The 25,437-nt window shown below is 67.4% G+C and carries 22 protein-coding genes and 1 tRNA gene; 6 read left to right on the forward strand and 17 right to left on the reverse strand.

What is annotated here, in order from left to right; translation table 11 throughout:
* Position 1: 1 nt before the first annotated feature.
* The 4 genes from AC1RLU_RS16430 to AC1RLU_RS16445 all read right to left on the reverse strand — a co-directional run bounded on the left by AC1RLU_RS16430 (position 2) and on the right by AC1RLU_RS16445 (position 3,725).
* Positions 2-1,102 (reverse strand): DUF2865 domain-containing protein, encoded by a 1,101-nt coding sequence (locus tag AC1RLU_RS16430; RefSeq protein WP_492796808.1) that lies wholly within the window; start codon positions 1,100-1,102, stop codon positions 2-4.
* 146 nt (positions 1,103-1,248) lie between these two features.
* Complete coding sequence (locus tag AC1RLU_RS16435) at positions 1,249-1,659, reverse strand: MAPEG family protein (RefSeq protein WP_492796810.1); 411 nt, start codon at positions 1,657-1,659, stop codon at positions 1,249-1,251.
* A gap of 70 nt (positions 1,660-1,729) precedes the next feature.
* Positions 1,730-3,223: an IMP dehydrogenase gene (gene guaB / locus AC1RLU_RS16440; RefSeq protein WP_061967710.1), complete on the reverse strand. Its 1,494-nt coding sequence runs from the start codon at positions 3,221-3,223 to the stop codon at positions 1,730-1,732.
* A gap of 184 nt (positions 3,224-3,407) precedes the next feature.
* On the reverse strand, positions 3,408-3,725 hold the full coding sequence (locus tag AC1RLU_RS16445; protein ID WP_492796811.1) for a hypothetical protein: 318 nt from the start codon (positions 3,723-3,725) through the stop codon (positions 3,408-3,410).
* 300 nt (positions 3,726-4,025) lie between these two features.
* On the opposite strand from AC1RLU_RS16445, the gene AC1RLU_RS16450 reads away from it, so the two are divergent.
* A complete protein-coding gene (locus AC1RLU_RS16450; RefSeq protein ID WP_061967714.1) occupies positions 4,026-5,465 on the forward strand; it encodes a DHA2 family efflux MFS transporter permease subunit in 1,440 nt (479 codons plus the stop codon).
* Between the two features lie 36 nt (positions 5,466-5,501).
* Positions 5,502-6,122 (forward strand): hypothetical protein, encoded by a 621-nt coding sequence (locus AC1RLU_RS16455; protein WP_492796813.1) that lies wholly within the window; start codon positions 5,502-5,504, stop codon positions 6,120-6,122.
* Between the two features lie 34 nt (positions 6,123-6,156).
* On the opposite strand, the gene AC1RLU_RS16460 is transcribed toward AC1RLU_RS16455, so the two are convergent.
* From AC1RLU_RS16460 to AC1RLU_RS16470, 3 genes are read right to left on the reverse strand one after another with little or no spacing between them, the layout of a single operon-like run.
* The gene (locus AC1RLU_RS16460; RefSeq protein ID WP_492796814.1) at positions 6,157-7,110 is read right to left on the reverse strand and encodes an aminoglycoside phosphotransferase family protein; all 954 of its coding nucleotides are present in this window, start codon (positions 7,108-7,110) and stop codon (positions 6,157-6,159) included.
* Entirely contained in the window at positions 7,107-7,850 is a 744-nt protein-coding gene (locus AC1RLU_RS16465; RefSeq protein ID WP_492796816.1) for an RlmE family RNA methyltransferase, read from the reverse strand. Before AC1RLU_RS16465 ends, AC1RLU_RS16460 begins: the two co-directional genes overlap by 4 nt.
* Before the next feature lie 10 nt (positions 7,851-7,860).
* Positions 7,861-8,940 carry a Ppx/GppA phosphatase family protein gene (locus AC1RLU_RS16470; protein ID WP_492796817.1) on the reverse strand — a complete coding sequence of 360 codons (1,080 nt, stop codon included), beginning with the start codon at positions 8,938-8,940 and terminating at the stop codon, positions 7,861-7,863.
* Between the two features lie 257 nt (positions 8,941-9,197).
* Here AC1RLU_RS16470 and glpK point away from each other — a divergent pair, with 257 nt between their 5' ends.
* Complete coding sequence (gene glpK, locus AC1RLU_RS16475; RefSeq protein ID WP_492796819.1) at positions 9,198-10,700, forward strand: glycerol kinase GlpK; 1,503 nt, start codon at positions 9,198-9,200, stop codon at positions 10,698-10,700.
* On the opposite strand, the gene AC1RLU_RS16480 is transcribed toward glpK, so the two are convergent.
* From AC1RLU_RS16480 to AC1RLU_RS16500, 5 genes are all read right to left on the reverse strand, one after another.
* A complete protein-coding gene (locus tag AC1RLU_RS16480; RefSeq protein ID WP_492796821.1) occupies positions 10,692-11,858 on the reverse strand; it encodes a Gfo/Idh/MocA family protein in 1,167 nt (388 codons plus the stop codon). The genes glpK and AC1RLU_RS16480 overlap by 9 nt on opposite strands.
* Positions 11,859-11,922: 64 nt before the next feature.
* Positions 11,923-12,885 (reverse strand): substrate-binding domain-containing protein, encoded by a 963-nt coding sequence (locus AC1RLU_RS16485; RefSeq protein WP_142115621.1) that lies wholly within the window; start codon positions 12,883-12,885, stop codon positions 11,923-11,925.
* Positions 12,886-12,910: 25 nt separating this feature from the next.
* Positions 12,911-13,924 (reverse strand): ABC transporter permease, encoded by a 1,014-nt coding sequence (locus AC1RLU_RS16490; protein WP_142115620.1) that lies wholly within the window; start codon positions 13,922-13,924, stop codon positions 12,911-12,913.
* Positions 13,911-15,419, reverse strand: a complete 1,509-nt coding sequence (locus tag AC1RLU_RS16495; RefSeq protein ID WP_492796823.1) for a sugar ABC transporter ATP-binding protein — start codon at positions 15,417-15,419, stop codon at positions 13,911-13,913. The genes AC1RLU_RS16490 and AC1RLU_RS16495 overlap by 14 nt, the downstream gene beginning before the upstream one ends.
* Positions 15,416-16,597 (reverse strand): ROK family protein, encoded by a 1,182-nt coding sequence (locus tag AC1RLU_RS16500; protein WP_061968301.1) that lies wholly within the window; start codon positions 16,595-16,597, stop codon positions 15,416-15,418. Before AC1RLU_RS16500 ends, AC1RLU_RS16495 begins: the two co-directional genes overlap by 4 nt.
* 226 nt (positions 16,598-16,823) lie before the next feature.
* On the opposite strand from AC1RLU_RS16500, the gene AC1RLU_RS16505 reads away from it, so the two are divergent.
* A complete protein-coding gene (locus AC1RLU_RS16505; RefSeq protein ID WP_492796824.1) occupies positions 16,824-17,879 on the forward strand; it encodes a sugar phosphate isomerase/epimerase family protein in 1,056 nt (351 codons plus the stop codon).
* On the opposite strand, the gene AC1RLU_RS16510 is transcribed toward AC1RLU_RS16505, so the two are convergent.
* Genes AC1RLU_RS16510 through AC1RLU_RS16525 form a run of 4 tightly spaced genes read right to left on the reverse strand, consistent with a single transcriptional unit; the run spans position 17,876 to position 22,854 of the window.
* Positions 17,876-18,160: a hypothetical protein gene (locus AC1RLU_RS16510; RefSeq protein WP_492796826.1), complete on the reverse strand. Its 285-nt coding sequence runs from the start codon at positions 18,158-18,160 to the stop codon at positions 17,876-17,878. The two genes, AC1RLU_RS16505 and AC1RLU_RS16510, sit on opposite strands and share 4 nt — an antisense overlap.
* A gap of 18 nt (positions 18,161-18,178) precedes the next feature.
* Positions 18,179-18,445: a hypothetical protein gene (locus AC1RLU_RS16515; RefSeq protein WP_091859585.1), complete on the reverse strand. Its 267-nt coding sequence runs from the start codon at positions 18,443-18,445 to the stop codon at positions 18,179-18,181.
* A 49-nt stretch (positions 18,446-18,494) separates the two neighbouring features.
* Positions 18,495-21,626, reverse strand: a complete 3,132-nt coding sequence (locus AC1RLU_RS16520; protein WP_492796827.1) for an efflux RND transporter permease subunit — start codon at positions 21,624-21,626, stop codon at positions 18,495-18,497.
* 4 nt (positions 21,627-21,630) lie between these two features.
* Entirely contained in the window at positions 21,631-22,854 is a 1,224-nt protein-coding gene (locus AC1RLU_RS16525) for an efflux RND transporter periplasmic adaptor subunit (RefSeq protein ID WP_113586899.1), read from the reverse strand.
* Between the two features lie 107 nt (positions 22,855-22,961).
* Between AC1RLU_RS16525 and AC1RLU_RS16530 the strand changes: the two genes are divergently transcribed.
* Complete coding sequence (locus AC1RLU_RS16530) at positions 22,962-23,606, forward strand: TetR/AcrR family transcriptional regulator (protein WP_492796829.1); 645 nt, start codon at positions 22,962-22,964, stop codon at positions 23,604-23,606.
* 99 nt (positions 23,607-23,705) lie between these two features.
* Here AC1RLU_RS16530 and AC1RLU_RS16535 read toward each other — a convergent pair.
* A tRNA-Gln gene (locus AC1RLU_RS16535) sits at positions 23,706-23,779 on the reverse strand.
* A gap of 356 nt (positions 23,780-24,135) precedes the next feature.
* On the opposite strand from AC1RLU_RS16535, the gene AC1RLU_RS16540 reads away from it, so the two are divergent.
* Positions 24,136-25,248: a M20 family metallopeptidase gene (locus AC1RLU_RS16540; protein ID WP_492796831.1), complete on the forward strand. Its 1,113-nt coding sequence runs from the start codon at positions 24,136-24,138 to the stop codon at positions 25,246-25,248.
* Positions 25,249-25,437 lie beyond the last annotated feature (189 nt).

Consider the following 25,437-nt stretch of genomic DNA (forward strand, 5'->3'; position numbering starts at 1 on the left):
CTTATCGCGTCGGCAGCGGGATCAGCCGGACCGACTCGCGTGCCGTCGGATCGACCGTGCCGCGCAGGATCGCGTCGCTGGCGAAGGTATCGTCTTGCAGACGCGCCTCGCGGACCCGCATCTGGCGGCGGACGCTGCGCGCCTCCGCTTCCATTCGGGAAATGCCGACCCGCTCGTCGATCTGCTTGCGTTGGGACTTGCTGAGTTCCGACGCTGTGCGGAAGTCGCGGAAGTCGCGCCGGCTATAGGGCCAGCTCGAACCGCCGGTGAAGGTCGAAACCTTGCCGTCGAGCACGACGCTGTCGCCCGGCCGCAAGGTGATGTCGCGCAGCAGGGAGATCCGCCGTTCGCCGGCCTGGACGATGGGGGACCGGCAGGCAGGGTCGGCCGCTTTCTCATGGCTGAAGGCCATTGGCAGGGCGCCATAGCGCTTGCCGTCGGCCGCCACGGCGGCCGCCATGCCGGTCGCGCCGGCGGCCATCCTGAAGACCTTGACCGGAACACCGGGATTCGCCGCCTGGCACAGCGCTTCATGGGCCTTCATGTCACCGGCCGCGCGGAGATAGCCGATGGGAGCGGGGAAACCGTCGCAAAGGCGGACGCAGAAGGTCTGGGCCCGGTTTGCCGCGCCGGTGACGGTATCGAGCGAGGCGGTCGCGGTGCCCGCGACCTTGCGCCGCCGCTCGGCGGGTTTCCGGGCCGATTTGCGGAAGGGGTTGAGGTCGACCGGCGGGTGGGCGAGGCGACCGTCCGGCAATGTCTGCATGAGCGGCAGGCGCCAGCCATGGCCGGCGGGCGCATAGGCATTGGCTTGCGGGGCATAGCGTGTCGAGGTGTAGGCGGCATTCCGCATGCGGGTCTGCTCGGTGCGGCGCGCGGCTTCCTGCATGATGAATTCACGCGTGCCGGCATCGCCCTCGGCCTGGACCATCGAGGCCGTCAGCACGATGCCCCCGGAGCCGAGCGCGACCCCGAGCGCGGCGAGCGCCAGGAGGCGTGCCGCGGGGCTGCGCCTTGCGATCTTCGTCTTGCCGGAAACGGCAGCCAGAACTTCACCGTCGCGGGCGAAAACCCGCGCCGGGACTTCACGGACACGCAACATCGCGTCACTCCAAACTACGCTTGTCCACCGTCCGCCGCCATTCGGGGTGTAGTTTACTTTTCGTTAAGCTTCAACGCTTCCCGGCTCGCAGCCGGCGGAAACGGGTGGAATGCTTAACGGGAGCGAGGCGAGGCAGGCCCGGTCTCTCAGAGCACGGAGATGAGGACGCCGAGCCACATGCAGAACAGCGCGATGACGCCGATGCCGTAGATCGCGCCGCGCAGCTTCAGCGGGTTGGGGCCGATATGGATCAGGGTGTGGACGACGCGGGTCGCGACATAGAGCCAGGCCAGGAGCGCCATGACATAGCCGGTCGCGCCGGTCTCCATCGCGATCATCACGAGTGCGAAGAAGATCACCGGTGTTTCGAACTGGTTGGTGAAGTTCGCTGCGGCAAGCCGGGCCGGGACGGGGTAGCGCTCGGTCGAGACCGTGACCTCGTCGGGCCGGACGGCGCCGCTGGTGAAGGCGGTCTTGCGACGCAGGGCGAGGACGACGCCGACGACGAAGATCCAGAAGATCATCGCCAGCGTCGGATAGATCAGCTTGAGAGTCATGGTTGCGCGTCGCCTCGTGTCGCACCGGCCCGGATGAGTCGGGCCAGTGCTGCACAATGCCCGCGATGACTCAAGAGCGGGTCGGGTAGTTCGGGCTCTCGCGCACGATGGTCACGTCATGGACGTGGCTCTCGCGCAGACCGGCGCTGGTGATGCGGATGAAGCGCGCCTTGGCCTGGTAGTCGGCGAGGTCCTTGCCGCCGACATAGCCCATAGCGGCGCGCAGGCCCCCGGCGAGCTGGTGCAGCACGTTCGAGACCGGGCCCTTGTAGGCGACCTGGCCCTCGATGCCTTCCGGTACGAGCTTCAGCGAATCCTTGATGTCCTGCTGGAAGTAGCGATCGGCCGAGCCGCGCGCCATCGCGCCGACCGAGCCCATGCCGCGATAGGCCTTGTAGGAGCGGCCCTGGTACAGGAAGGTTTCGCCGGGGGTCTCGTCGGTGCCGGCCAGCAGCGAGCCGACCATGGCGCAGGAGGCACCGGCCGCGAGCGCCTTTGCGAGGTCGCCCGAATACTTGATGCCGCCATCGGCGATGACCGGGACGCCGGCCTTCGCCCCGGCGGAGGCGGCATCCATGATCGCGGTGAGCTGCGGCACGCCGACGCCGGCGACGATGCGGGTCGTGCAGATCGAGCCCGGGCCGATTCCGATCTTGATGGCGTCCGCGCCGGCATCGATCAGGGCCTGCGCACCTCCGGCGGTGGCGACGTTGCCGGCGATGACCTGGACGGAGTTGGAGAGCTTCTTCACCCGGCTGACGGCTTCCAGCACCTTGGCCGAATGCCCATGGGCGGTGTCGACGACGATCAGGTCGACGCCGGCATCGATCAGCATTTCCGAGCGCTCGAAGCCCTGGTCGCCGGTCGTGGTCGCGGCGGCGGCGAGGAGGCGGCCATGCGCGTCCTTGGCGGCGTTCGGGTGGGCGACCTGCTTCTCCATGTCCTTGACGGTGATCAGGCCGATGCAGCGATAGTGATCGTCGACGACGAGCAGCTTCTCGATGCGGAACTGGTGCAGCAGGCGGCGCGCCTCCTCGGGATTGACGCCCTCGCGCACCGTGATCAGGCGCTCCTTGGTCATCAGTTCCGAAACCGGCTGGGCCGGGTTGGCGGCGAAGCGCACGTCGCGGTTGGTGAGGATGCCGACGAGCTTGCCGTGGTGGCCCTGCGGGCCGCGCTCGACGACCGGAATGCCGGAGATGCCGTTGTTCTTCATCAGCGCCAGCGCGTCGGCCAGCGTCTCGTCGGGATGGATGGTGATCGGGTTGGCGATCATCCCCGATTCGAATTTCTTGACGAGGCGGACCTGGGCGGCCTGCTGGTCGGCGTCGAGATTGCGGTGGATGACGCCGAGGCCGCCGGCCTGCGCCATGGCGATCGCCATGCGGGCCTCGGTGACCGTGTCCATGGCCGAGGCGATGATCGGCAGGTTCAGCGAGATGGTGCGGGTGAGCCTGGTGCGGATGTCGACATCCGCCGGCATGACCTCGGACGGGCCCGGCTCGAGCAGCACGTCGTCGAAGGTAAGGCCGTCGCGAATCAGACCGTCGAGGGAAAGCGTCATCGTCAACTCCGACCGCCGGGCGAGGCCGGCTTTTCAAAGGGGCAGGGCGAAAGGCCCATTGCCGAGTTGACGAGGCCCGTTAGCACGGGCGTGGCGGGGCCGCTAGTGCATCGGGACGGATTCTTTTGCAGTGCGGAAACGGCGCGAGTGAAAGGCTGCGCCGTTTCCGCCAGCGTCGCCCGGATCAGCGAGCCAGGCGAGCCGCTACGGGATGGACGGGCGCGTCAGGCGCGATGCCGAAGCAGCCGGCCGCGAAGATGGTCCGCCCTGCGGCATTGGCCATCTGCTGGCAGGTTTCCAGCCGCAGGCATTCGTCATAGCGCAGGCCTTCGCCGCCGCTTCCGGGAATCGTCTTGAACTGGCAGCCGTTTTGCCAGCCAGCGGAGGCGGCTGCGGCCGGATTCGGCGCCCCGCTCAAGCCGGCAAGGAGGGCGATGCCGAGAACGGGCAGGCCGGGGGACAGGCGATGGGCGGCGGCGAATACAGGTGAGATGCTGATCATGGCGCTTCTCCGAGGTTGACGGCGCGCGCCCCTCGCGACGGCCCGGTTCCAGCCGGGCATCAGGGAGATGGGACTGCCACAGGCAGCGAAGGAGGGAGCTCAATGCATGGCGGCGTTGTGCTTGCCGCCGAGCCATAATTCTGGCGCATGGCGGAAGCGCGCAGGCAGCAGGCAAATCGGCCGATAAACCGCGATTTCGCTCTCGTCACTTCGTGCACATGGCATTAATAGCCGAGCTTATGATTTCAAACGCGCCTAATTCGGCGGCGCGGAAGGCCCGAAATCCTAAGGTCCGACGTCTTGCAGCGCTCCAAACTCCTGCCCCTGATCGTCGCTTGTGCGCTGTTCATGGAGAACACCGATTCGACGGTGATCGCGACCTCGCTGCCGGTGATCGCGAAATCGCTCGGCGAGGACCCGATCGCGCTGAAGCTGGCGCTGACCTCCTATCTCGTCAGCCTCGCCGTCTTCATCCCGATCTCCGGCTGGATGGCGGATCGCTTCGGCGCCCGGACGATCTTCCGCTCGGCGCTCTGCGTGTTCATGCTGGGCTCGCTGCTCTGCGCGGTCTCCAACTCGCTTGGTGCCTTCGTCGGCGCGCGCTTCATCCAGGGCATGGGCGGGGCGATGATGGTGCCGGTCGGGCGCCTCGTCATCCTGCGCAGCGTCAGCAAGTCGGAGATCGTGGGGGCACTCGCCTATCTGACGATTCCGGCTCTGGTCGGGCCTGTCGTCGGGCCGCCGCTCGGCGGCTTCATCACCACCTATTTCGACTGGCGCTGGATCTTCCTCATCAACATCCCGATCGGCCTCGTCGGCCTGGTGCTGGCGAGCCTGTTCTTCGAGGATGTTCGCGAGGAGGACGTTCCGCCCCTGGATATCCGCGGCTTCCTGCTCTCTTCCTTCGGCTTTGCCAGCCTGATGCTCGGGCTCAATACGGGCGGCCGCCATCTGGTGCCGGAGGCGGTGTCCTATGCCTGCGTGCTGGGTGGCGCGGCGGCGCTGGCGGCCTACTGGTTCCATGCGCAGCGCGTGCCCTATCCGGTGCTCAACCTGTCGCTGTTCCGGATTCCGACCTTCCGGACCGGCGTGATCGGCGGCTCGGTCTTCCGGACTGGCATCGGGGCCATCCCGTTCCTGCTGCCGCTGATGCTGCAGCTCGGCTTCGGGCTTGATGCGCTGCAGTCCGGCCTGATCACCTTCGTCTCGGCGGCCGGCGCGCTGATCATGAAGACGCTGGCGAAGTCCATCCTGACGCGCTTCGGCTTCCGGCGGGTGCTGACCGTCAACGCCGTGATCGGCGCCGCCTTCCTCGCGGCCTCCGGCCTGTTCACGCCGACGACGCCGCACGCGATCATCTTGTCCGTGCTGCTGGTGGGCGGCTGCTTCCGCTCGCTGCAATTCACCGGCATCAACGCGCTGAGCTATGCCGACGTCTCCAACCGCGAGATGTCGAGCGCGACCAGCCTGTCCGGCGTGGCCCAGCAGCTCTCGTTGAGCATCGGCGTCACGATCGGTGCCTTCGCCCTGGAGAGCGCCCATGTCCTGCATGGCGGCACGACGCTTGCAGCCGGGGATTTCTGGCCGGCCTTCCTGATCGTCGGCCTGATCTCGGCGTCGTCGGTGTTCTGGATGATGCAGCTCGCCCCGGATGCCGGCGCCGAGGTTTCCGGCCATGTCCCGGTCAGCGCGCGCAAGGTCACCGCCGAGGCGATCGCGGAGCAGAAGCCGCTCGACTAACTTGCGAGATTCCCTGTCTTGCCGCAAGGTCAGGGCATGCAAGCGGCGCCCGCTCCCCCGGACAAGACGCGCTACAATCTCTGCGTCGGCAACGGCGCGGCCCGGCTCAAGTTGGCCGAAACCGAACTGACGCTCAGCGAGGACGGCATCGCCTATGAGCTCGATGGTCGATCGGGCTTGCGGCCCTTCGCCAATCTCACGAGCGTGCGCCTGCAGGCGGTCAATGGCGGGCCGCGTTCGCCGTGGGAAGCCTTGGCGGAATTGACCTTCAGTGCCGGCCGGCCGCTCTTCGTCCATTCCAGCAGCCCCTGGGGCGTGGACGATCCGCAGCGCGATACCACCTTCATCGCCTTCATCGAGGATCTGCACCGCCGCCTCGTCGCGGGCGGGTATGGTGCTATCGCGTTCCGGCGCGGCATTCCCGAGGGGCGCCACCATTTCCTGATCGTCGTTACGCTGATCGCCGCCGTGATTTTCGGCGGCGCCGGATTGACGGTTCTTTACATCGGCCTGAGCGGCAGGGCCGGGTTTTTCGAGGTGGCTGGGCCGCTCTTCGGCCTCGGCGGCTTCGGCTTCTGGATCTGGGCTTCCGTGACGCGGAACGCGCCGGGCGCTTACGATCCCAACCATCTGCCACGGGATGTCTTCCCGGAGTGACGGCAGGTTCCTGTCCGGCGGCAGCGGGGCGACGTCAGCGCGGCCACATCATCCGGCCGAGCTGCTCCAGAGTCTTCGCCTTCGTCGGCCAGTCGGCGATCGCGATCTTGCCCACCGGATCGCTGGCGCGGTGCAGGAAGGTGAGAATCAGCAGCCGCCGGATCAGCGCGTCGTCGATGCGGTCCGGACCGTAACCGTAGCCTGCAAAGAGCGCGCGCACCCGGCCGGGCCGGCCTTCGGTCATGAAGGCGCTGGGACCGAGCAGATCATACTCCCCTAAACCGGCGAAGACGTCGCCGAAGTCGAACAGGCCGGCGAGATGCCAGCCGTCGCCACCCTCTGCCAGCAGAAAATTCTCTGGGATGTATTCGCCCGTCAGGATAACCGGATCGATGTCGCGGGGAACGGCGGTCGACGCTGCCGCCAGAAGCTCGTCCAGCTCTTCGAGATAACGCGCGGGCAGGCCGAGCCTGATCTGGCGCGCCCGGCAATGCGCGATCTGGCCGCTGATGAAGGCGGGCCAATCAGGGCCGAGCGCGGCGATCGGACCGGGTGGCACAGCCTGAACCGCCGCGATCGTCGCGCCGATCTCGGCCAGGATCCGCTCCTTCGCGGTTTCGGTAAGACCGGGCCAGACTTTCGAGCCGAGCGCGCCGTCGAGCCGCGTCATCGCAAGCCAGGGCCAGCCGTCGCGCTCGCCTTCTGCCACGAGCTCGGGAACCGGCAGCGATAGCCTGTTCGCCAGCAGCCCCAGCGAGGCACGCTCCGCCAGGAATTGTCTCCGCAGCAGGGGCGGGAAGATCTTCAGGATCAGCGTCGGGCCGAGGCCGATGACGAGGTTCGTCCCGGTGCCGAAGACGGTGACATCGGCCACGGGCAATCCCGCCGCGCCGGCGATATCGAGCGCCGCAGGCAGCCAGTCATTCGCTTGGCCGCGCCAGTCGTCGAACGCATCGATATCGGCAAAATGCGGCAGGCCGACCGTCATTCGGCTTCGTCGCGCCCGCCATCTTCCGTATTCTTCCGCCGATACCCGGTCGCCAGCACGTAAAGCTCGGAGGAATCGGCGCGGCTCGCTGCCGGCTTGACGTTGCGCACCGTGGTGAAGTCGCGCTTCAGCATGGCAAGGAGTTCGGCGCTCTCGCCGCCCTGGAACAGCTTGGCGAGGAAGAAGCCGCCCGGCGCCAGCACGTCATGCGTGAATTCGACCGCGGCCTCGGCGAGCGCGATGATCTTGAGGTGGTCGGTCTTCTTGTGGCCGGTGGTATTGGCGGCCATGTCGGACATCACGCCGTCGGCACGGCCGCCGAGGCGCTCCGTCAGCAGGGCAGGCGCCTCCTCGGCCATGAAATCCATCTGGATCAGGTCGACGCCGGGAATCGGGTCGACGGCGAGCAGGTCGATGCCGACGATATAGCCCTTGCCCTGTTCCAGCCCGATGCGCTTGGCGGCGATCTGGCACCAGCCGCCCGGCGCGCAGCCGAGGTCGACCAGGCGTTGTCCGGATTTCAGGAACTTGTAGCGGTCGTCCATCTCCTCGAGCTTGAAGGCCGCGCGCGAGCGGTAGCCCATCTCCCTGGCCCGCTTGACATAGGGGTCGTTGAGCTGGCGCTCGAGCCAGAGCTGCGAGGAATGCTTGAGCTTGCCGGCCTTCTTGACCTTGACGCGCATGTCGCGCGCGCCGGCAGGCTTGCCGCCGGTCTTGCCGCCCGATTTTCCGGTGCTCATCGTGTCGAACCTATTTCCGCCGCCACCAGGCGCGGTCCTCATGCATCATGCGCAGCAGGATGCCCTCGCGCAGGCCGCGATCGGCGATGCGGACGCGCTCGCTCGGGAACGCGCGGCGGATCGCCTCGAAGATCGCGCAGCCGGCCAGCACCAGATCGGCGCGCTCGCGGCCGATGCAAGCATTCGCCGCCCGGGCGGCATAGTCCATCTCGATCAGGCGGTCGATCACCGTGAGGATGTCGCGCTGATGCATCCACAGCCCGTCGACCTCGCGCCGGTCATAGCGCGGCAGGTCGAGATGGATGCCGGCGACCGTCGTGACCGTGCCGGAGGTGCCGAGCAGGTGGAAGCTGCGGGCGTCCTTGGCCCCGGCCGCCTTCTTCGCGAAGGGCGCCAGCGCCTGCGCGCAGTCATCGACCATCCGCTCGAACAACTCGCGGCTGACCTCGATGCCGCCATAGCGCTCGGCGACCGTAACGACACCGATCGGAAGCGAGGCCCATTCGCGGATGCGGGCGGCGGGATCGCGCGCCTCGCTGCGGCCGCCGAGCCAGACGATCTCGGTCGAGCCGCCACCGATGTCGAAGACGATGACGCTCTCGGCGGCCGGATCGGTCAGAGCAGCGCAGCCGGAGACGGCGAGCGCGGCTTCCGTGCGCTGGTCGATGACCTCCAGTGCCAGTTCCGCCTCCGCCGCGACGCGGCGGATGAACTCCAGCCCGTTGGTGGCGGCGCGGCAGGCTTCGGTGGTGACGAGCCGGGCGCGGGTGACGCCGCGATTCGCCATCTTGCCGCGGCAGATCTTCAGCGCCTCGACGGCGCGGTCCATCGCGGCATCGGCGAGGCGGCTGCTCGCGGCCAGGCCCTCGCCGAGGCGCACGATGCGGGAGAAGGCATCGACGACGCGGAAGCCGTGCTGCGCCGGCCGGGCGATCAGCAGGCGGCAATTATTGGTGCCGAGATCGAGCGCCGCATAGGTCGCGGATGGTGGACGCGGGGCAGAGGGCTGCTCGAAGCTCCTGAACGGCGTGACAGACGGAACCGCACCGGCCCGCTGCGGACCGGCGTTGCTTCTTTGCGGAGGCGCCACTGACGTGACGTCCCGTTGTTGCCGGTCCTCGACCGCCACCGATCCCAATCCCTCAACCTGCCCTATGCCCTGGAGCACGGACAGGGGCCGCAACACGGCGCGGCCCTGCTTCGTGATCAAGCTAACTACAGGGCAGACGACATGCCAAGCAGAACCTTGCCCGCTGGGAGACTTGCCGGACACCGGACCGCTTGCGCGGGAACCGGCTGATCGGCCAGTCTCCGCCGGCTTGACGCAAGACAGGGCAGGGAACCGACATGGCCGCCAGACATATCCTCGCCATCGACCAGGGCACGACCTCCTCGCGGGCGATCCTGTTCGATGCGTCGCTCGGCGTGGTGGCCAGCGCCCAACGCGAGTTCCCGCAGCATTTCCCGGCCTCGGGCTGGGTCGAGCACGAGCCGGAGGATATCTGGGACAGCGTGCTCGCGACGGCGAGGGAGGCCCTTGCCAAGGGCGGCGCGAGCGCCGCGGACATCGCCGGCATCGGCATCACCAACCAGCGCGAGACGACACTGATCTGGGACCGCCGGACGGGCCGGGCCATCCACCGCGCCATCGTCTGGCAGGACCGGCGCACGGCGCAGGCCTGCGCGGCGCTCGTCGCTGCCGGTCATGAAGAGCTTGTCGCGGAGCGGACCGGCCTGCGCATCGATCCCTATTTCTCCGCCACCAAGATTGCCTGGCTGCTCGATAACGTTCCAGGAGCCCGGCGCCGGGCGGAAGCGGGCGAGCTTGCCTTCGGTACGGTCGACTGCTTCCTGCTCTGGCGGCTGACCGGCGGGGCCGTGCATGCGACCGATGCGACCAATGCCGCACGCACCATGCTGTTCGACATCGGCCGCGGCATCTGGGATTCCGATCTGCTCGACCTGTTCGGCATTCCGGCAGCGCTGCTGCCTGAAGTGCGCGACTGCGCCGCGCATTTCGGCGATACCGCGCCGGAGCTTTTCGGGGCGCCGATCGCTGTGCGCGGCATTGCCGGGGACCAGCAGGCGGCGACGATCGGGCAGGCCTGTTTCTCGCCCGGCATGGTGAAATCGACCTACGGCACCGGCTGTTTCGCCCTGCTCAACACGGGCGACACGCCGGTGCGCTCGAAACATCGCCTGCTCAGCACCGTCGCCTACCAACTCGACGGCCAGCGGACCTACGCGCTGGAGGGCTCGATCTTCATCGCCGGTGCCGCCGTGCAATGGCTGCGCGACGGGCTCGGCATCATCGAGAAGGCGAGCGAGACCGGGCCGTTGGCAGAGGCCGCCGATCCCGAGCAGGACGTCTATCTGGTGCCGGCTTTCGTGGGCTTGGGCGCCCCGCATTGGGACGCGCATGCGCGCGGCGCTCTATTCGGACTGACCCGCAATTCCGGGCCGCGCGAGTTCGCACGCGCCGCGCTGGAAAGCGTCTGCTATCAGACGCTCGACCTTGTCGAGGCGATGCGGGCCGACTGGCCGGACGCCGGCGCGGGCAAGCAGTCGGTGCTGCGGGTCGACGGCGGCATGGTCGCCTCAGACTGGACGATGCAGCGGCTCGCCGACATCCTCGACCTGCCCGTCGACAGGCCGACTGTGCTGGAGACGACGGCGCTCGGCGCGGCCTATCTCGCCGGGCTCGATGCCGGCCTGCTGCCGGAGCCCGATCGATTCGCCGACATGTGGCGGCTGGAACGGCGCTTCTCGCCGGCCATGGCCGCCAGCGAGCGCAAGCGCAAGGTCGCCGGCTGGCGCGATAGCGTCAGGCGGACGCTGAGCTCAACCTGAGAAGGGCAGCCAGCGCCGCTCAGCCGAGGACGCCACGGCGCATTCGATGAAGCGCACGCCGCGCGCGCCGTCGCCGACCGTCGGATAGTCCGCGTCGAGCGGGTCGACTGTCGCGCCGGCCTTGCGCGCCCGGATATCGGCGAAGACGCCGCGATAGATATTGGCGAAGGCCTCGATGAAGCCTTCGGGGTGGCCCGCCGGAATGCGCCCGGCGCGGCGCGCCGATTCGCAGAGCCAGGGCGAGGCGCGCGTGAAGATCTCGGTCGGCCCCTCGCGGCGGTGATGGACGAGCCGGTTCGGCTCCTCCTGCCGCCATTCCAGCGTGCCGTTCTCGCCGGAGACGCGCAGGCGCAGATCGTTCTCCAGCCCGGCATTGATCTGCGAGGCCACGAGGACGCCGCGTGCGCCACCCTTGAAGCGCAGCAGCATGCTGGCATCGTCATCGAGCGCACGGCCGTGCACAAGCGCGCCGAGATCGGCGACGAGCTCCTCGATCTGCAGTCCGGTCACAGTCGAGACGAGGTTCTCGGCGTGGGAGCCGATATCGCCGAGCGCACCGGCGATGCCGCTGCGGGCCGGGTCGGTGCGCCAGCTCGCCTGCTTGTTGCCGGTCGCCTCAAGCGCGGTCGCGAGCCAGCCCTGATTATACTCGACCACGACCTTGCGGATGGCGCCGAGTGCGCCCGAGCGCACCATCTCGCGCGCCTGACGGACCATGGGATAGCCGGTGTAGTTATAGGTGACCCCGAAGACGGTGGCTTGGCGGGCGACCGTCTCGACCAGCGTCCCGGCCTGCTGGCTGGTATGGGTCAGTGGCTTGTCGCAGACGACGTGGAAGCCGGCCTCCGCAAAGGCCTGCGCGATCGGGAAATGCGTGTCAGTGGGTGTGACGATCACGACGAGATCGATGCGCTCGGTTGCAGGGCGGGCGAGCTCGGCTTCGAGCAGGGCCTGCCAGCTTGCATGATTATGCGCATCGGCGATGCCCAGCGCACGGCCGGATTCACGGGCGCGCTCGGGCGTCGAGGAAAGGGCGCCCGCAGCCAGCTCCGCCTGCCCGTCGAGCGCGATGGCATGGCGGTGCACGGCGCCGATGAAGGCATCGCGGCCGCCGCCGATCATGGCATAGCGCAGCCTTGGCGCGGGTTCGTCGTTCATCGCGTGACCTGATGTTCTTGGAGATGCGGCCGCCGCCGGAGCGGCGGCCGGAGGATGCTGCCGCTCAGAACGGCGAGTCGGGGTGGTAGAACTCCTTGGCGTTGCTCTTGTCGATCAGCACCGAGGGGATGATCGTGGTCGCCGGCAGCTTCTCGCCTTTCAGGCGGGCTTCCGCCGTCAACTTGATCGATTCATAGATGAATTTCGGGGAGTAGCTGACATTGGCCTGGATGCGCGGATCCTTGCCGTCGAGGATGATCTTGACCATGTCCTTGGCCCCGGCACCGCCGAAGATCACCTTGATGTCCTTGCGCCCGGCCTGGTCGATAGCGCGGATCGCGCCGAAGGCCATGTCGTCATCGGCGGCCCAGAAGGCGTCGATATCCTTGAAGCGGGTGAGGAAATCCTGCGTGACCTTGTAGGCGTCGTCGCGGTTCCAGTTGGCGTATTTGGCGTCGAGCAGCTTGATGTCGGGATGGCCCTTCAGCACGGCGTTGAAGGCGTCCATGCGCTCGTTGTCGAGCGTGGTCGGGATGCCGCGGAGCGCCACGACATTGCCTTTGCCGCCGAGCGTCTTGGCGATGTACTCGGCCGGAATCCTGCCGAAGGCGGTGTTGTCGCCGGCGACATAGGCATCCTGCGCCGAGGTGTCGGTCAGGCCGCGGTCGACCACGGTCACATAGGCGCCCTTCGCCTTCACATTGGCGACCGGCCGGGTCAGCGCCGCCGATTCGAAGGGGAAGACGACGAGCGCGTTGATCTTGGTGACCGTGCTCAGGTCCTGGAGCTGGTTGGCCTGCTCGACGGCGTTGGCGGCGGTGCGGATGGTAATCTTGAGGTCCTTGTGCTTGGCCTCGAGATCCTTCTTCGCCTGGTTCGCCCAGTAGTTGATGCCGCCCATGAAGCTGTGCGTCGCGGCGGGAATGGAAACGCCGAGATTGACGGGCTCGGCTGCCGCGCTCGTCGCGGCGAAGGCGAGGCCCGCGGCGGTGGCGAGCATGAGGCTGCGTCTGGTCTGCGTGGACATCGCTTCTCTCCCTGGTTGACCGCCTTCAGCGGCGGCCTTTCTGCAAAAACGCGACGGTGATGATGACGAAGCCCTGCACGGCGGCGTTGAGATAGACGCTGATCAGGCTCGTCAGGTTGAGGATGTTGCTGATCACCGAGAGCAGGATCGCGCCAATGACCGTGCCGGTGATGCTGCCGTGGCCGCCCTTGAGCGCCGCGCCGCCGACGATGACCGCGGCGATGGCCTCAAGCTCCCAGAGCAGGCCGGTCGTCGGCGAGGCCGAGCCCAGGCGCGGCACATAGAGCAGCGTGGCGACGCCGACGCAGAGGCCAAGCAGCATGTAGGTGAGGATCTTGACGCGCTCGACATCGACGGCGGCGTAGCGTGCCACGGTCTCGTTCGAGCCGATCGCCTGGACATGCCGCCCGAAGATCGTGCGGTTCAGGATCAGTGCGCCGAGCAGCGCGACCAGCAGGAAGACCCAGACCGGGATCGGTACGCCGAGGAAGCTGCCGTAATAAACCGGCGCGTAGAGATCGGCCAAGGCGTTGTCGAGGGTGAGCGCTCCACCATCGGCGAAATAGGTGAGGTATGCCCGGTAGATGCCGAGCGTTCCTAAGGTAACGATGAAGGGCTCGATGCGGCCCTTTGCGATCAGGATGCCGTGCAGCAGCCCGAAGATGCCGCCGAGCACGACTGCGAGCGCAGCCCCACCGATCACCGCCATCAGCGGCGAGCCGAAGGCACCGGCCGCCCAGTTGATGAAGAGGATGACGCAGCCGGCGATCAGTGCCGCCATCGAGCCGACCGAGAGGTCGATGCCGCCGAGGATGATGACGAAGCACATGCCGACAGCGATGATGCCGATGAAAGCCGTGCGGGTGAGCACGTTCAGCGCGTTGTCGAGCGTGGCGAAATCGCTGTTCAACGTGGCGCCAGCCGCACAGAGCAGCACGAGGCCGATGATCGGCCCGAAGGCGGCAATGCGGTCGCCGAGCGGGACGGTCGCCTCGCGGGCGCGGGCCTCGGCTCGCTCTGCGGTGTCAGGCTGCGACATGGCGGGTCCCTGTGGCATGGGCGATCATCGTCGCTTCGGTCATCTCGTTGCCCTCGACCGTTGCGACCAGCCGGCCCTCGCGCATCACCGCGACGCGATGGGCGAGGCCGATCAGTTCGATCAGCTCCGAGGAGATGACGATGAGGGCAAGGCCCTGGGCGGCGAGCTTCTGGATCAGGAAATAGATCTCGCGCTTGGCGCCGACATCGACGCCGCGCGTCGGCTCGTCGAGGATCAGTACACGCGGTTCGGGATGCAGCACCTTGGCGAGCGCCAGCTTCTGCTGGTTGCCGCCCGAGAGCGAAGCCGCCTTCATGCCGAGCGCGCCGGCGCGGATGCCGAATTCGCCGACGGCGGCTTCCAGCGCGCGTTGCTCGGCTTCATGATCGAGCAACGGCTTCGCATAACGCTCCAGCGCCATCAGCGTGAGATTGGGGCGCAGCGGGAAGTCGATATGCAGGCCCTTGCCCTTGCGGTCCTCGCTCAGATAGGCGAGCCCGTGTCGGGTGGCCTCGCGCGGCGAACCGAGCTGGATCGGCTTGCCGTCGCGTTTGATCGTGCCGGTGGCCGGCCTCAGGCCGAGTATGCCCTCGAAAAGCTCGGTCCGCCCGGCGCCGACCAGCCCGGCAAAGCCGAGGATTTCGCCCGGCCGTACCGTAAACGAGATGTCGCTGGCCCAGCCCGGCACTGAAAAATTCTCGACCGCCAGGGCCGGCGGCAACGCGGAATCGGCAGCGATCTTCTCGGGAAAGAGATCGGCGATCTCGCGCCCGACCATCATCGTCGCCATGGCGTGACGGGTGAGCGAGGCGGTCGGGGCGCGGCCGACGAAGCGGCCGTCGCGCATGACGATGACCTCGTCGGTGATGCGTTCGACCTCGTCGAGCTTGTGCGAGATGTAGATGACGGTGATGCCCTCGGCCCGCATCCGCTCGATCAAGGCGAAGAGCTTTCCGGCCTCCGACGGCGTCAGTGTGGCGGTCGGCTCGTCCATGATCAGCAGGCGGGCTTTGCGCGACAAAGCCTTGGCGATCTCGACGAGCTGCTTCTCGGCGACGATCAGGCGCCGGACCGGCGTGTCCGGCGAACGCGCCAGCCCGACCTGATCAAGGGCAGCCTGTGCCCCGCTCCGCATCGCTTCTTCATCGAGCAGCCAGCCCTTGCGGCGCTCATGACCGAGGAAGATGTTGCCGGCGATGGTCAAGTCGTCCGCCAGGTTGAATTCCTGGTGGATCAGGACGATGCCTTTCGCCTCGGCTTCGCGCGAACCGGCGAAGGCTGCTGGCTCGCCGTCGATCAGGACGCGCCCCTCGCTCGGCTGCTCGTAGCCGGCAAGGATCTTCATCAGCGTCGACTTGCCGGCGCCGTTCTCGCCGAGGAGGCCGTAGACCTTGCCGGGTTCGAGATCGAAGGAGACGCCATGCAGCACCTCGACCGGGCCGAAGCGCTTGACGATGCCGTCGAAACCGACAGCGAGGCCTGCGGTCTGGCTCATGCCGGGCCTCCCGCACGGAGCGCCTCGCGCATGGCGAGCACGCCGGCGCCGATCAGCCCGGTCTCAGGGCCGAGCGGGGCGGAGGTGATCTCGAGATGGCGCGTCGAGAGGGCGAGCGAGCGCTGGTTCACGCTCTGGCGGATCGCGGCGAGGAACATCGGGCCGATCGCCGAGACGCCGCCGCCGATGAAGATATGCGAGGGATTGTAGAAATTGACGAGTGCTGCCAGCACCTGGCCGATCAGGCGGCCGGAACGGCGCACGATCGCGTCGGCCTCGGCATCGCCGGCGCGGCTGGCGGCGCCGATATCGGCCGCTTCGAGCTGGCCTTTCGTGACGAGGCGGTCTGCCAAAGCGGGGCTGCGGCCGGCTTGGGCCGCTTCCAGCCCCATCGCGACGATGGCGGGGGCGGCGGCCATGGCCTCGACGCAGCCGCGATTGCCGCAGCGGCAGAGTGGGCCTTCGGGGTCGGCGCAGATATGGCCGATATCGCCGGCCGAGCCGTTCGAGCCGCGATAGAGCTCGCCATGGCAGACGATGCCGCAGCCGATGCCGGTGCCGACCTTGATGACGAGGAAGTTCTCGATCTGCTTGCGCTGGCGCCAGAGCACACCGAGCGCCATCAGGTTCACGTCGTTGTCGACGAAGATCGGCGCGTCGGTGATCTCGCGCAGGTCCTCGCGGATGGCGTAGCTGTCCCAGCCCGGCATCAGCGGCGGGTTGACGAGCTGGCCGGCGGCGAAATTGACCGGGCCGGGCACACCGATGCCGACGGCGAGCACACGGTCGGGCGCGATGCCGTTCTGGGCGAGCATCGCCGGCAGGAGGGTGCGCAGGCGCGCCATGATCGGGCCGGGACCGGCCTGCACATCGGCTTCCTGCGCGTGGCGGGCGATGATGCCGAGATCGGGGCGGAGCAGGGCGATGTCGAGGCTGGTCGCGCCGATATCGATGCCGACGAGCACGCCGATGCGGCGATGGACGCAGAGGGTTTCAGGCCGCCGGCCGCCGGTGGAATGCTGGACGCCGGCCTCGTCGAGCAGGCCTTCCTCGATCAGCCCGGCGGCGATCGCGTTGGTCTTGCTGCGCGAGAACTGCAGGCTGTCGGCGAGCGCATGGCGGGCGGCGCCCCCGGACCAGAAGGTGGCCTCGAGCAGCGCGAGCTCGTCCGGGCTCAACCTGTGCCAGGGCAGGGCGATCGCAGCCTCCTGTCGTTTCCCGCTCGGCCTTGTGGTGGCCGTTGCGATGCAGGCTATGGGATGGTCTCGAAACAGCTCAAGACCGAACTTAAGCTCAATTTAGGCAGAAGTTAAATTGAAGGAGAGACGGAGATCGCGCCGCCCCGATCTGGACGACCGGCCGGTCCTCGGGCGAAGCTGTGCCGATCTTATGAAGGAGCAGACGATGCCGGCGACGATGCAGGGCCCCGCGATCTTTCTTGCCCAGTTCGCCGGCGACAAGGCGCCGTTCGACAGCTGGACCGGCATCACGGCCTGGGCGGCCGGGCTCGGCTATCGCGGCGTGCAATTGCCCAGCGGCGACAAGCGCTTCTTCGATCTGGAGAAGGCGGCTGCCTCGCAGGATTATTGCGACGAGATCGCCGGTGTGGCGCGCGAGAACGGCGTCGCGATCACCGAGCTTTCGACCCATATTCAGGGCCAACTCGTCGCGGTTCATCCAGCCTATGATGCCGCCTTCGACGTCTTCGCGCCCGTGGAACTGCGCGGCAAGCCAAAGGAGAGGCAGGCTTGGGCGGTGGAGCAGATGAAGCTCGCCGCGAAAGCCTCGCGCCGGCTCGGGTTGTCGGGCTCGGTCAGCTTCACCGGCGCGCTCGCCTGGCCCTTCCTTTATCCCTGGCCGCAGCGGCCGGTGGGGCTCGTCGAGGAAGCCTTCGGCGAATTGGCACGGCGCTGGCGGCCCATCCTCGATGCCTATGAGGAGCAGGGCGTGGATGTCGGCTTCGAGATCCATCCCGGCGAGGACGTCTTCGACGGCGCCACCTTCGAGCTCTTCCTCGACCGGCTCGGCGGGCACAAGCGCTGCCGGATCAATTACGATCCCTCGCATTTCCTGCTGCAGCAGCTCGATTATCTCGCCTTCATCGACATCTACCACGAGCGCATCAGCGCCTTCCATGTGAAGGATGCCGAGTTCCGCCCGGACGGGCGGCAGGGCGTCTATTCCGGCTTCTCGCCCTGGATCGGCCGGGCCGGGCGCTTCCGCTCGCTCGGCGACGGGCAGGTCGATTTCAAGGCGATCTTCTCCAAGCTCGCGCAATACGACTTCGATGGCTGGGCCGTGCTCGAATGGGAATGCGCGCTGAAGCATCCCGAAGACGGCGCCCGCGAGGGCGCCCGCTTCATCGCCGACCATATCATCCGCGTGACGGAGACCGCCTTCGACGATTTCGCGGGTGGTGGCGATCCGGGGCTGGCGCGGCGGATGCTGGGACTGAGCTAGGACAGGCGCCGGTCGAGCGTCTCGGCGATCCGCTCGACGAGCGCGGCATGGTCCCCCAGCAAGTCCTGCAACGGTCCTATCGGGCGGAAGGCGCGGGAATCCTGCGCCTCCTCGCCCTCGCTTTCCCAGGTCTCGATTGCTTCGTCGGCGGCCGTCAGCCAGGCTTCCAGCGACGCGCCTTCGACAGGTGCGCCAGCTTCCAGAGCAAGGCGCTCCGCGATCCGGCGGCGCAGCGCGTCGCGGGCGGCCCGGAGCGCATCGAGTTCGTCGGTATAGCGCATGGTGAGGCGGCGCCCCGTTCAGTGCACGGTGGCGAGGTCGTCGTCGTCGGGATTGATCAGCCGGTCGAGGCCGAGCTGCTCGACACCATCGGTGAACTCGGCGAAGGCGTCGGCATCGGTGGCGAAGGCGTCCTGCCAGACGGTCGAACCGCCATCCTCGTCGATGAGTTCGAGGGTCCAGCCGTCGGTGCCCTCGATCTTGTAGATTTCCACCCGCACGGTCAGGCCGTCATGGGTGAAGGACTGCGATAGAGGCGAGCGAATGATGTGGGGGAATTCAGTCATCGCGTCAGTCTAGCAGCTTCCTCGGGAGGGCGCAGCCGTTGCCGGCCATTCATTCGGCGGTTGTCGCTGCCGCGGGCTCCGTGCGGCGCCAGCGCCGGACGAGGCGCACGACGCCGACATAGAGCAGCGGCACGAAGAACACGCCAAGGACGGTCGCGGCGATCATGCCGCCCATCACGCCGATGCCGATCGCGTTCTGGCTGCCCGAGCCAGCGCCCGTGGCGACTGCCAAAGGCGTCACGCCGAGCACGAAGGCGAGCGAGGTCATCAGGATCGGCCGCAGGCGCTGGCGGGCCGCCTCCAGCGTCGCCTCGACGAGGCCCTTGCCCTTGGCTTCCTGCTCGATCGCGAACTCAACGATCAGGATCGCGTTCTTGGCTGCCAGGCCGATCGTCGTCAGCAGGCCGACCTTGAAATAGACGTCGTTGGTCTGGCCGAAGAGCGTCGCCGCGAGCAGGGCGCCGAAGATACCGATCGGGACAGACAACATGACGGCGAAGGGGACCGACCAGCTTTCGTAGAGCGCGGCGAGGCAGAGGAACACGACCAGCATCGAGAGGGCGTAGAGCGCTACGGCCTGGCTGCCCGAGAGGCGTTCCTGGAAGGACAGCCCGGTCCATTCATGGCTGAAGCCGTTCGGCAGTTGCGTCATCAGGCGGTCGATCTCGTCCATCGCCGCGCCGGAGCTGACGCCGGCTGCGGCGGCGCCCTGCATCTGGACGGCGGCGGAGCCGTTATAGCGCTCCAGCCGCGGCGAGCCGTAGTCCCAGCGCCCGCTGGAGAAGGCCGAGAACGGCACCATCTCGCCGCCCTGGTTGCGCACATACCACCGCCCGATATCGCCGGGCTGCATGCGGAAGGGGGCATCCGCCTGGACATAGACCGACTTCACCCGGCCACGGTCGATGAAGTCGTTGACATAGGCCGAGCCCCAGGCCGTCGACAGGGTGTTGTTGATGGCGGCGAGCGGCAGGGTCAGCGCGCTCGCCTTCTCCTGGTCGATCTCGACCGCGTATTGCGGCGTATCCTCCTGCCCGTTCGGGCGGGTGCCGGTGAGCTGCTTGCTCTGCGCCGCGAGGCCAAGCAACTGGTTGCGGACCTCCATCAGGCGCGTGTGGCCGGCGCCGGCGATGTCCTGCAGGTAGAAATCGAAGCCTGCGGTGTTGCCGAAGCCCTGGATCGCCGGCGGAGCCAGTGCGTAGACCGTGCCGTCCTTGATCGAGCGGAACGCACCCATGGCGCGGCCGGCGATGGCCTGGGCCGTCGCCTGCTTGCCGACGCGCTCGGCGAAGGGTTTCAGCCTGACGAAGGCGAGGCCGACATTCTGGCCCTGGCCGCCGAAGCCGAAGCCCGCGACCGTCAGCACGCCCTCGACGAGGTCCTTCTCCTTTTCGAGATAATGCTTCTGGACCTCATCGAGCACGCGCAGCGTCCGGTCCTGCGTGGCGCCGACGGGCAGCTGCACGCTGGTCAGCAGGATGCCCTGGTCCTCGTCGGGCAGGAAGGAGGAGGGCATGCGGGCGAAGAGCCAGACCATGCCGCCGGTGATCACCAGGAAGAGGAGCAGGAAGCGCAGCGGCCGCCTGATCATCCCGGCGACGCCGGAGCGGTAGCCGTTGGTGGTGCGCTCGAAATTGCGGTTGAACCAGCCGAAGAAGCCCTTGCGCGGGCCGTGATCGCCGACCGGCTTGAGCAGCGTCGCGCACAGCGCAGGCGTCAGCACCAGCGCGACGACGACGGAGAGCGCCATCGCAGTCACGATCGTCACCGAGAACTGCCGGTAGATCACGCCGACCGAACCGCCGAAGAAGGCCATCGGCACGAACACGGCCGAGAGCACGGTGGCGATGCCGACCAGCGCGCCGGTGATCTCGCCCATCGACTTGATCGTCGCTTCCTTGGGCGAGAGCTTCTCCTCCTGCATCACGCGCTCGACATTCTCGACCACGACGATGGCGTCGTCGACGAGCAGGCCGATGGCGAGCACCATCGCGAACATCGTCAGCGTGTTGATCGAATAGCCGGCGAGCGCCAGCACGCCGAAGGTGCCGAGCAGCACGACCGGCACCGCCAGCATCGGGATGAAGGTCGCGCGCAGGTTCTGCAGGAAGACGTACATCACGATGAAGACGAGGATGATCGCCTCGAACAGCGTGTGCACGACCTTCTCGATCGAGAGCGTCACGAAGGGCGTGGTGTCGTAAGGGTAGGTGACCTCGACGCCTTCCGGCAAGGTCTGCTTCAGGCGCTCGATCGTCGCGGTCACCGCCTTGGCGGTGTCGATCGCATTGGCGCCGGTCGCGAGGCTGATGGCGAGGCCGGTCGTCGGCTGGCCGTTATAGCGCGAGACGGTGTCGTAGCTCTTGGCGCCGAGCTCGACGCGGGCGACGTCGTTCAGCCGGACGATCGAGCCGGAAGCGCCGCTCTTGAGGATGATGTTCTCGAATTGCGAGACCGTCTGGAGCCGCGACAGCGCGGTGACGGTGGCGTTGAGCTGCTGGCCGCTGACCTGGGGCAGGCCGCCGAGCTGGCCGGCCGACACTTGCGTGTTCTGCGCCTCGATCGCCGCGGCGATGTCGGCGGGCATCAGCGCATATTTCCGCAGCTTGTCCGGGTCGAGCCAGATGCGCATGGCGTAACCGGCGCCGAAGAGCTGGGTCGTGCCGACACCCTCGACGCGCTTCAGCGTGTCGTTGAGGGTCGAGTCGACATAGTCGGCGAGGTCCGTTGTCGACATCCGCCCGTCCTTCGAGACGAAGGCGACGACCATCAGGAAGCCGGTGGAGGCCTTGGCGACCGAGATGCCGGTGCTCTGCACCACCGAGGGCAATTGCCGGGTGACGAGCTGCAGCTTGTTCTGCACCTGCATCTGCGCGACGTCGGGATCGGCCTGGCTGTTGAAGGTCAGGGTGATCTGGGCGTTGCCGGTCGAGGTCGAGGTCGCCGTCATGTATTGCAGGTTGTCGAGGCCGGTCATGCCCTGCTCGATGACCTTGGTCACCGAGTTCTCGACGGTCTGCGCGTCGGCGCCGGGATAGTTGGCGCTGATCTGGACGGTCGTCGGCGCGATCTGCGGATATTGCGAGATCGGCAGGGTACGCAGGGCGAGCAGGCCCGCCAGCATGATGACGATGGCGACGACCCAGGCGAAGATCGGCCGTTCAATGAAGAAGCGCGACATGGGGTCAGTTCTTCGCCGTGTTGCCGGCCGGCAGTTCGGCCCGGCGATTGGCTGATTTCAGCTCGCCGGTGGCCTCGTCGACGCTGACCTCGTTCGCCGTCACGGTCTGTCCCGGCCGCACGAGCTGGCCGCCCTCGACGATGATGCGCTCGCCGTCCTTGACGCCGCTGTCGACCAGCCAGTTGTTGCCGATATTGCGGCGGGTCACCAGCACCCGCTCCTCGACCTTGCCTTCGGCCGAGACGAATTTCGCGGTCGCCTCGCCCTTGGTGTTGCGCCCGACGGCGCGCTGGGGCAGCAGGAAATTGTTCTCGGCGATGCCTTCCTGGATTTCCGCCCGCACGAACATGCCGGGCAGCAGCAGCCGCTCCGGATTGGGGAACTCGGCGCGGACGCTGAAGGTGCCGGTGGTCTCGTTGATGTTCGCCTCGGCGAATTCGAGCTTGCCGGATTGCGCATAGGCGTCGCCGGTATCGAGCTTGAGCTTCACCGCGACATTCGGGCCGGTGAATTTCAGGCGTCCCGAGGCGATGTCGCTGCGGAATTTCAGCAGGTTGGTGCTCGACTGGGTGACGTCGACATTGATCGGGTCGAGCTTGCGGATCGTGGTCAACACCGCCGCCTGGTTGGCGGTGACCAGCGCGCCCTGGGTCAGTGCCGACTTGTCGATGCGCCCGTCGATCGGCGCCGTCACCTTGGTATAGGCGAGGTTGATCCGGGCGGCCTCGACATTGGCTTTGGCGGCCGCGACATCGGCCTGGGCCTGGCCTAGCGTCGCGGCAGCGTCGTCGGCGTCCTGCTTGCTGCCGGCGTTGCGCTGGAGCAGTTCGCGATAGCGATCGGCCCGCACCTGCGCATTGGCGACGGCGGCCTCGGCCTTGTGCTGGGCGGCGACGGCGCTGTCGAGAGCGGCCTGATAAGGGGAGGGGTCGATCTCGTAGAGCACGTCGCCGGTCTTGACCTCGCTGCCCTCGCGGAAAAGCCGCGACTTGATGATGCCGTTCACCTGCGGCCGGATCTCGGCGATCAGGCTGGCGGAGACGCGACCGGGCAGCTCGGCCGTGATCGCCACGGGCTGCGGATGCAATGTGACGACGCTGACCTGGATCTGCGGCTGCGGCGGGGGTGCCGCCGCCTTCTCGGAATTGCAGGCGGCCAGCACCGCTGCGAGGAGCAGCGCGCTCGGTAAGGCGTGGCGGGAAGAGGAAGGAGCGCGCTCGGCCGGCATGCGGGATCTCTTTTTGGAAACTGAAGGGTTTCTTATCTCTTGATTTCCGCCACTGTCAAACCCAAGAATGCGGCTTGATGACGGACATGATCGAGACAAGCTGCGAAATGAGCGAAAAATCCGCGTCGACCCGGGCGCGCGGACGCCCGAAGACGCGTTCCGACGAGGCCGAGCGGCAGCGAATCGTGCAATCCGCCCGCGACCTGTTCCTCGATGCCGGCTATGGCGCCACGACGATGGATGCGGTTGCGGCGCGCTGCGGCGTCTCGAAGCGGACGCTCTACCGGCTGTTTCCGGCCAAGACCGACCTCTTCCGCGTGATGGTGGCCGATCACCGGCGCTCGATGCTGGCGCTGCCGCGCGATCCCGACGAGGACCTGCCGCTGCCGGATGCGCTGGCTGCGATCTTCCGGCTCGATATCGACGAGATCGACAATCGCGAGCGGCTGGCCTTCGTCAGGCTCGTCCTCGCCGATTCCGACCGTTTCAGCGAGATCGGGGAGATGATCGTGCAGGAGGGCTCCGAACCGGCCCTGCGGCTTCTGGAGGACTGGCTCGTCGCTCAGCGGGCGAAGGGCAGGCTTCGCGCCTTTCCGGCCGATGCGCTGGCCCGGATGCTGATGGACATGATCTTCTCCGTGCTGATCAAGCGCTTTCCCGGCGACCGGCTGCTGACGGTCGAGGAGCGCGCGCGTCACGCGCGGCTTTGCCTCGACGTGTTCCTGGAGGGCGCCGCGGCGGCGGTTTCATGACCGAAAGGGAAGCGCCCTGCGACCGGTGATCGATGCACGCCGAAAGCGCCTGTTGAGCCGCTTGAAAATGGTGATTTCGGCTTGGCCGAGCCACGCGAGTGGCTGGGGGACTAGGATTCGAACCTAGACAACCAGAGTCAGAGTCTGGGGTCCTACCGTTAGACGATCCCCCAACGACAGGGCGCTTTGGGCCGCGCCGCGTTGGTGAGCCGGGGTCTAATCAATGCGATCCGGCTTGGCAAGAGCAGAATTCATCGTCTCTGCGAAACGATCACCGGAAAAGGGCTTCTCGCGTCCGCCTCGGGAGAATTCGCGGGTTTTCGGTTGCGGGCAGCGAGAGGCCATCGCAGGGCTTCCGTTGGGGACCTCCGGTCATCGACCGATAGGGCCAGGTGGAGAGGCTTGCGCCTCCCGCTGCAGCCTCGCCCGCCCGCTCGGTCCCTCGCTACCCCGGCTTGCGTTTCCGGCCTGCGCAAGACGCATGCGAACCGCCTTGCGTGGCAAGGGCTTCTTCGGTGAACATCGCCCCATGAAACAGCAAGATTCCGCCGCCGCGCTCTCCGTCTGGGTCGCGCTCGAAAGTCCCACCAGCCATCCAGCCGGCGTGAACGGCATGATGGACCTTGTCCAGAAAGATGTTGCGGGGCTGCCGATCGCGGTCGAGCGCATTCCTGGCCGCGACGGCCTCGGCGATATGGTCGTGCTGCGCGCCGGGCTCGACAACGGCCAGCCCGCCGTCGCGGTGATGTCGCATCTCGACACGGTGCATCCGGTGGGGACCAGCGCCAAGGAACTGCCCGTCAGGGTCGATGGCGATCGGCTCTACGGTCCCGGCGTCTACGACATGAAGGGCGGCGCCTGGCTCGCCCTGCAGGCCTTCAAGCAGGTCGCGGCGGCCGGTTCGGCCAAGCGGCCGATGGTCTTCCTGTTCACGCCCGACGAGGAGATCGGTTCGCCGACCAGCCGGGGGCTGATCGAGGAGATCGGCCGGGGATCGAAGGCGGTGCTGGTCACCGAGCCGGCCCGTGAGGGCGGCAAGATCGTCACCGCGCGCAAGGGCGTCGGCCGGTTCGACGTGAGGCTGGAAGGCCGGCCGGCCCATGCCGGCTCGCGCCATGCCGATGGGCGCAGCGCCATCCGCGAGGCGGCGCACCAGATTCTTGCCGTCGAGGGCATGACCGATTACGCACGCGGCATCACGACGAGCGTCGCGCTGGTCGGTGGCGGCACGGCGGCCAACGTCATCCCGCAACACGCCTGGTTCAGCGTCGATTGCCGCGTCACCACGCTCCCCGACGGCACGATGATGGAGAATCGCATCCTCAGCCTGAAGCCGCATGATCCCGATGTCGCGCTGCGCATCACCGGCGGCATGAACCGGCCGCCCTATGAGAAGTCGGCCGCGGTGGCGGAGCTGTTCGCGCTGGCCCGCAAGGTTGCCGCTGACGCTGGCTTCGACCTGCAGGATTGCCCGATGACCGGCGGCGGCTCGGACGGCAACTTCACCGCGGCGCTCGGCGTGCCCACCCTGGACGGGCTCGGCATCGATGGCGATGGCGCGCATACGCTGCAGGAATACGGGCTGATCTCGTCGATCGCGCCGCGCCAGGCGCTGATCAAGGGCTTGCTGGAGACGATCTGAAGCGCCGTGGCGCTTTCCAGGAACGCGCTGTCATCCCGGGCGACCGTAGGGAGACCCGGGATCCATGCCTGAACCTTTCCTGGAAGCGCTCCGGCATGGATCCCGGGTCTGCGCTTCGCTCCGCCCGGGATGACCCGCGCTTCAGGTTTGAAGGAACAGCAATGCAAAAAAGCCCCTCGCGATGCGGGG

This window comes from Allobosea sp. GW822-FHT05A11 (genome assembly GCF_058800455.1).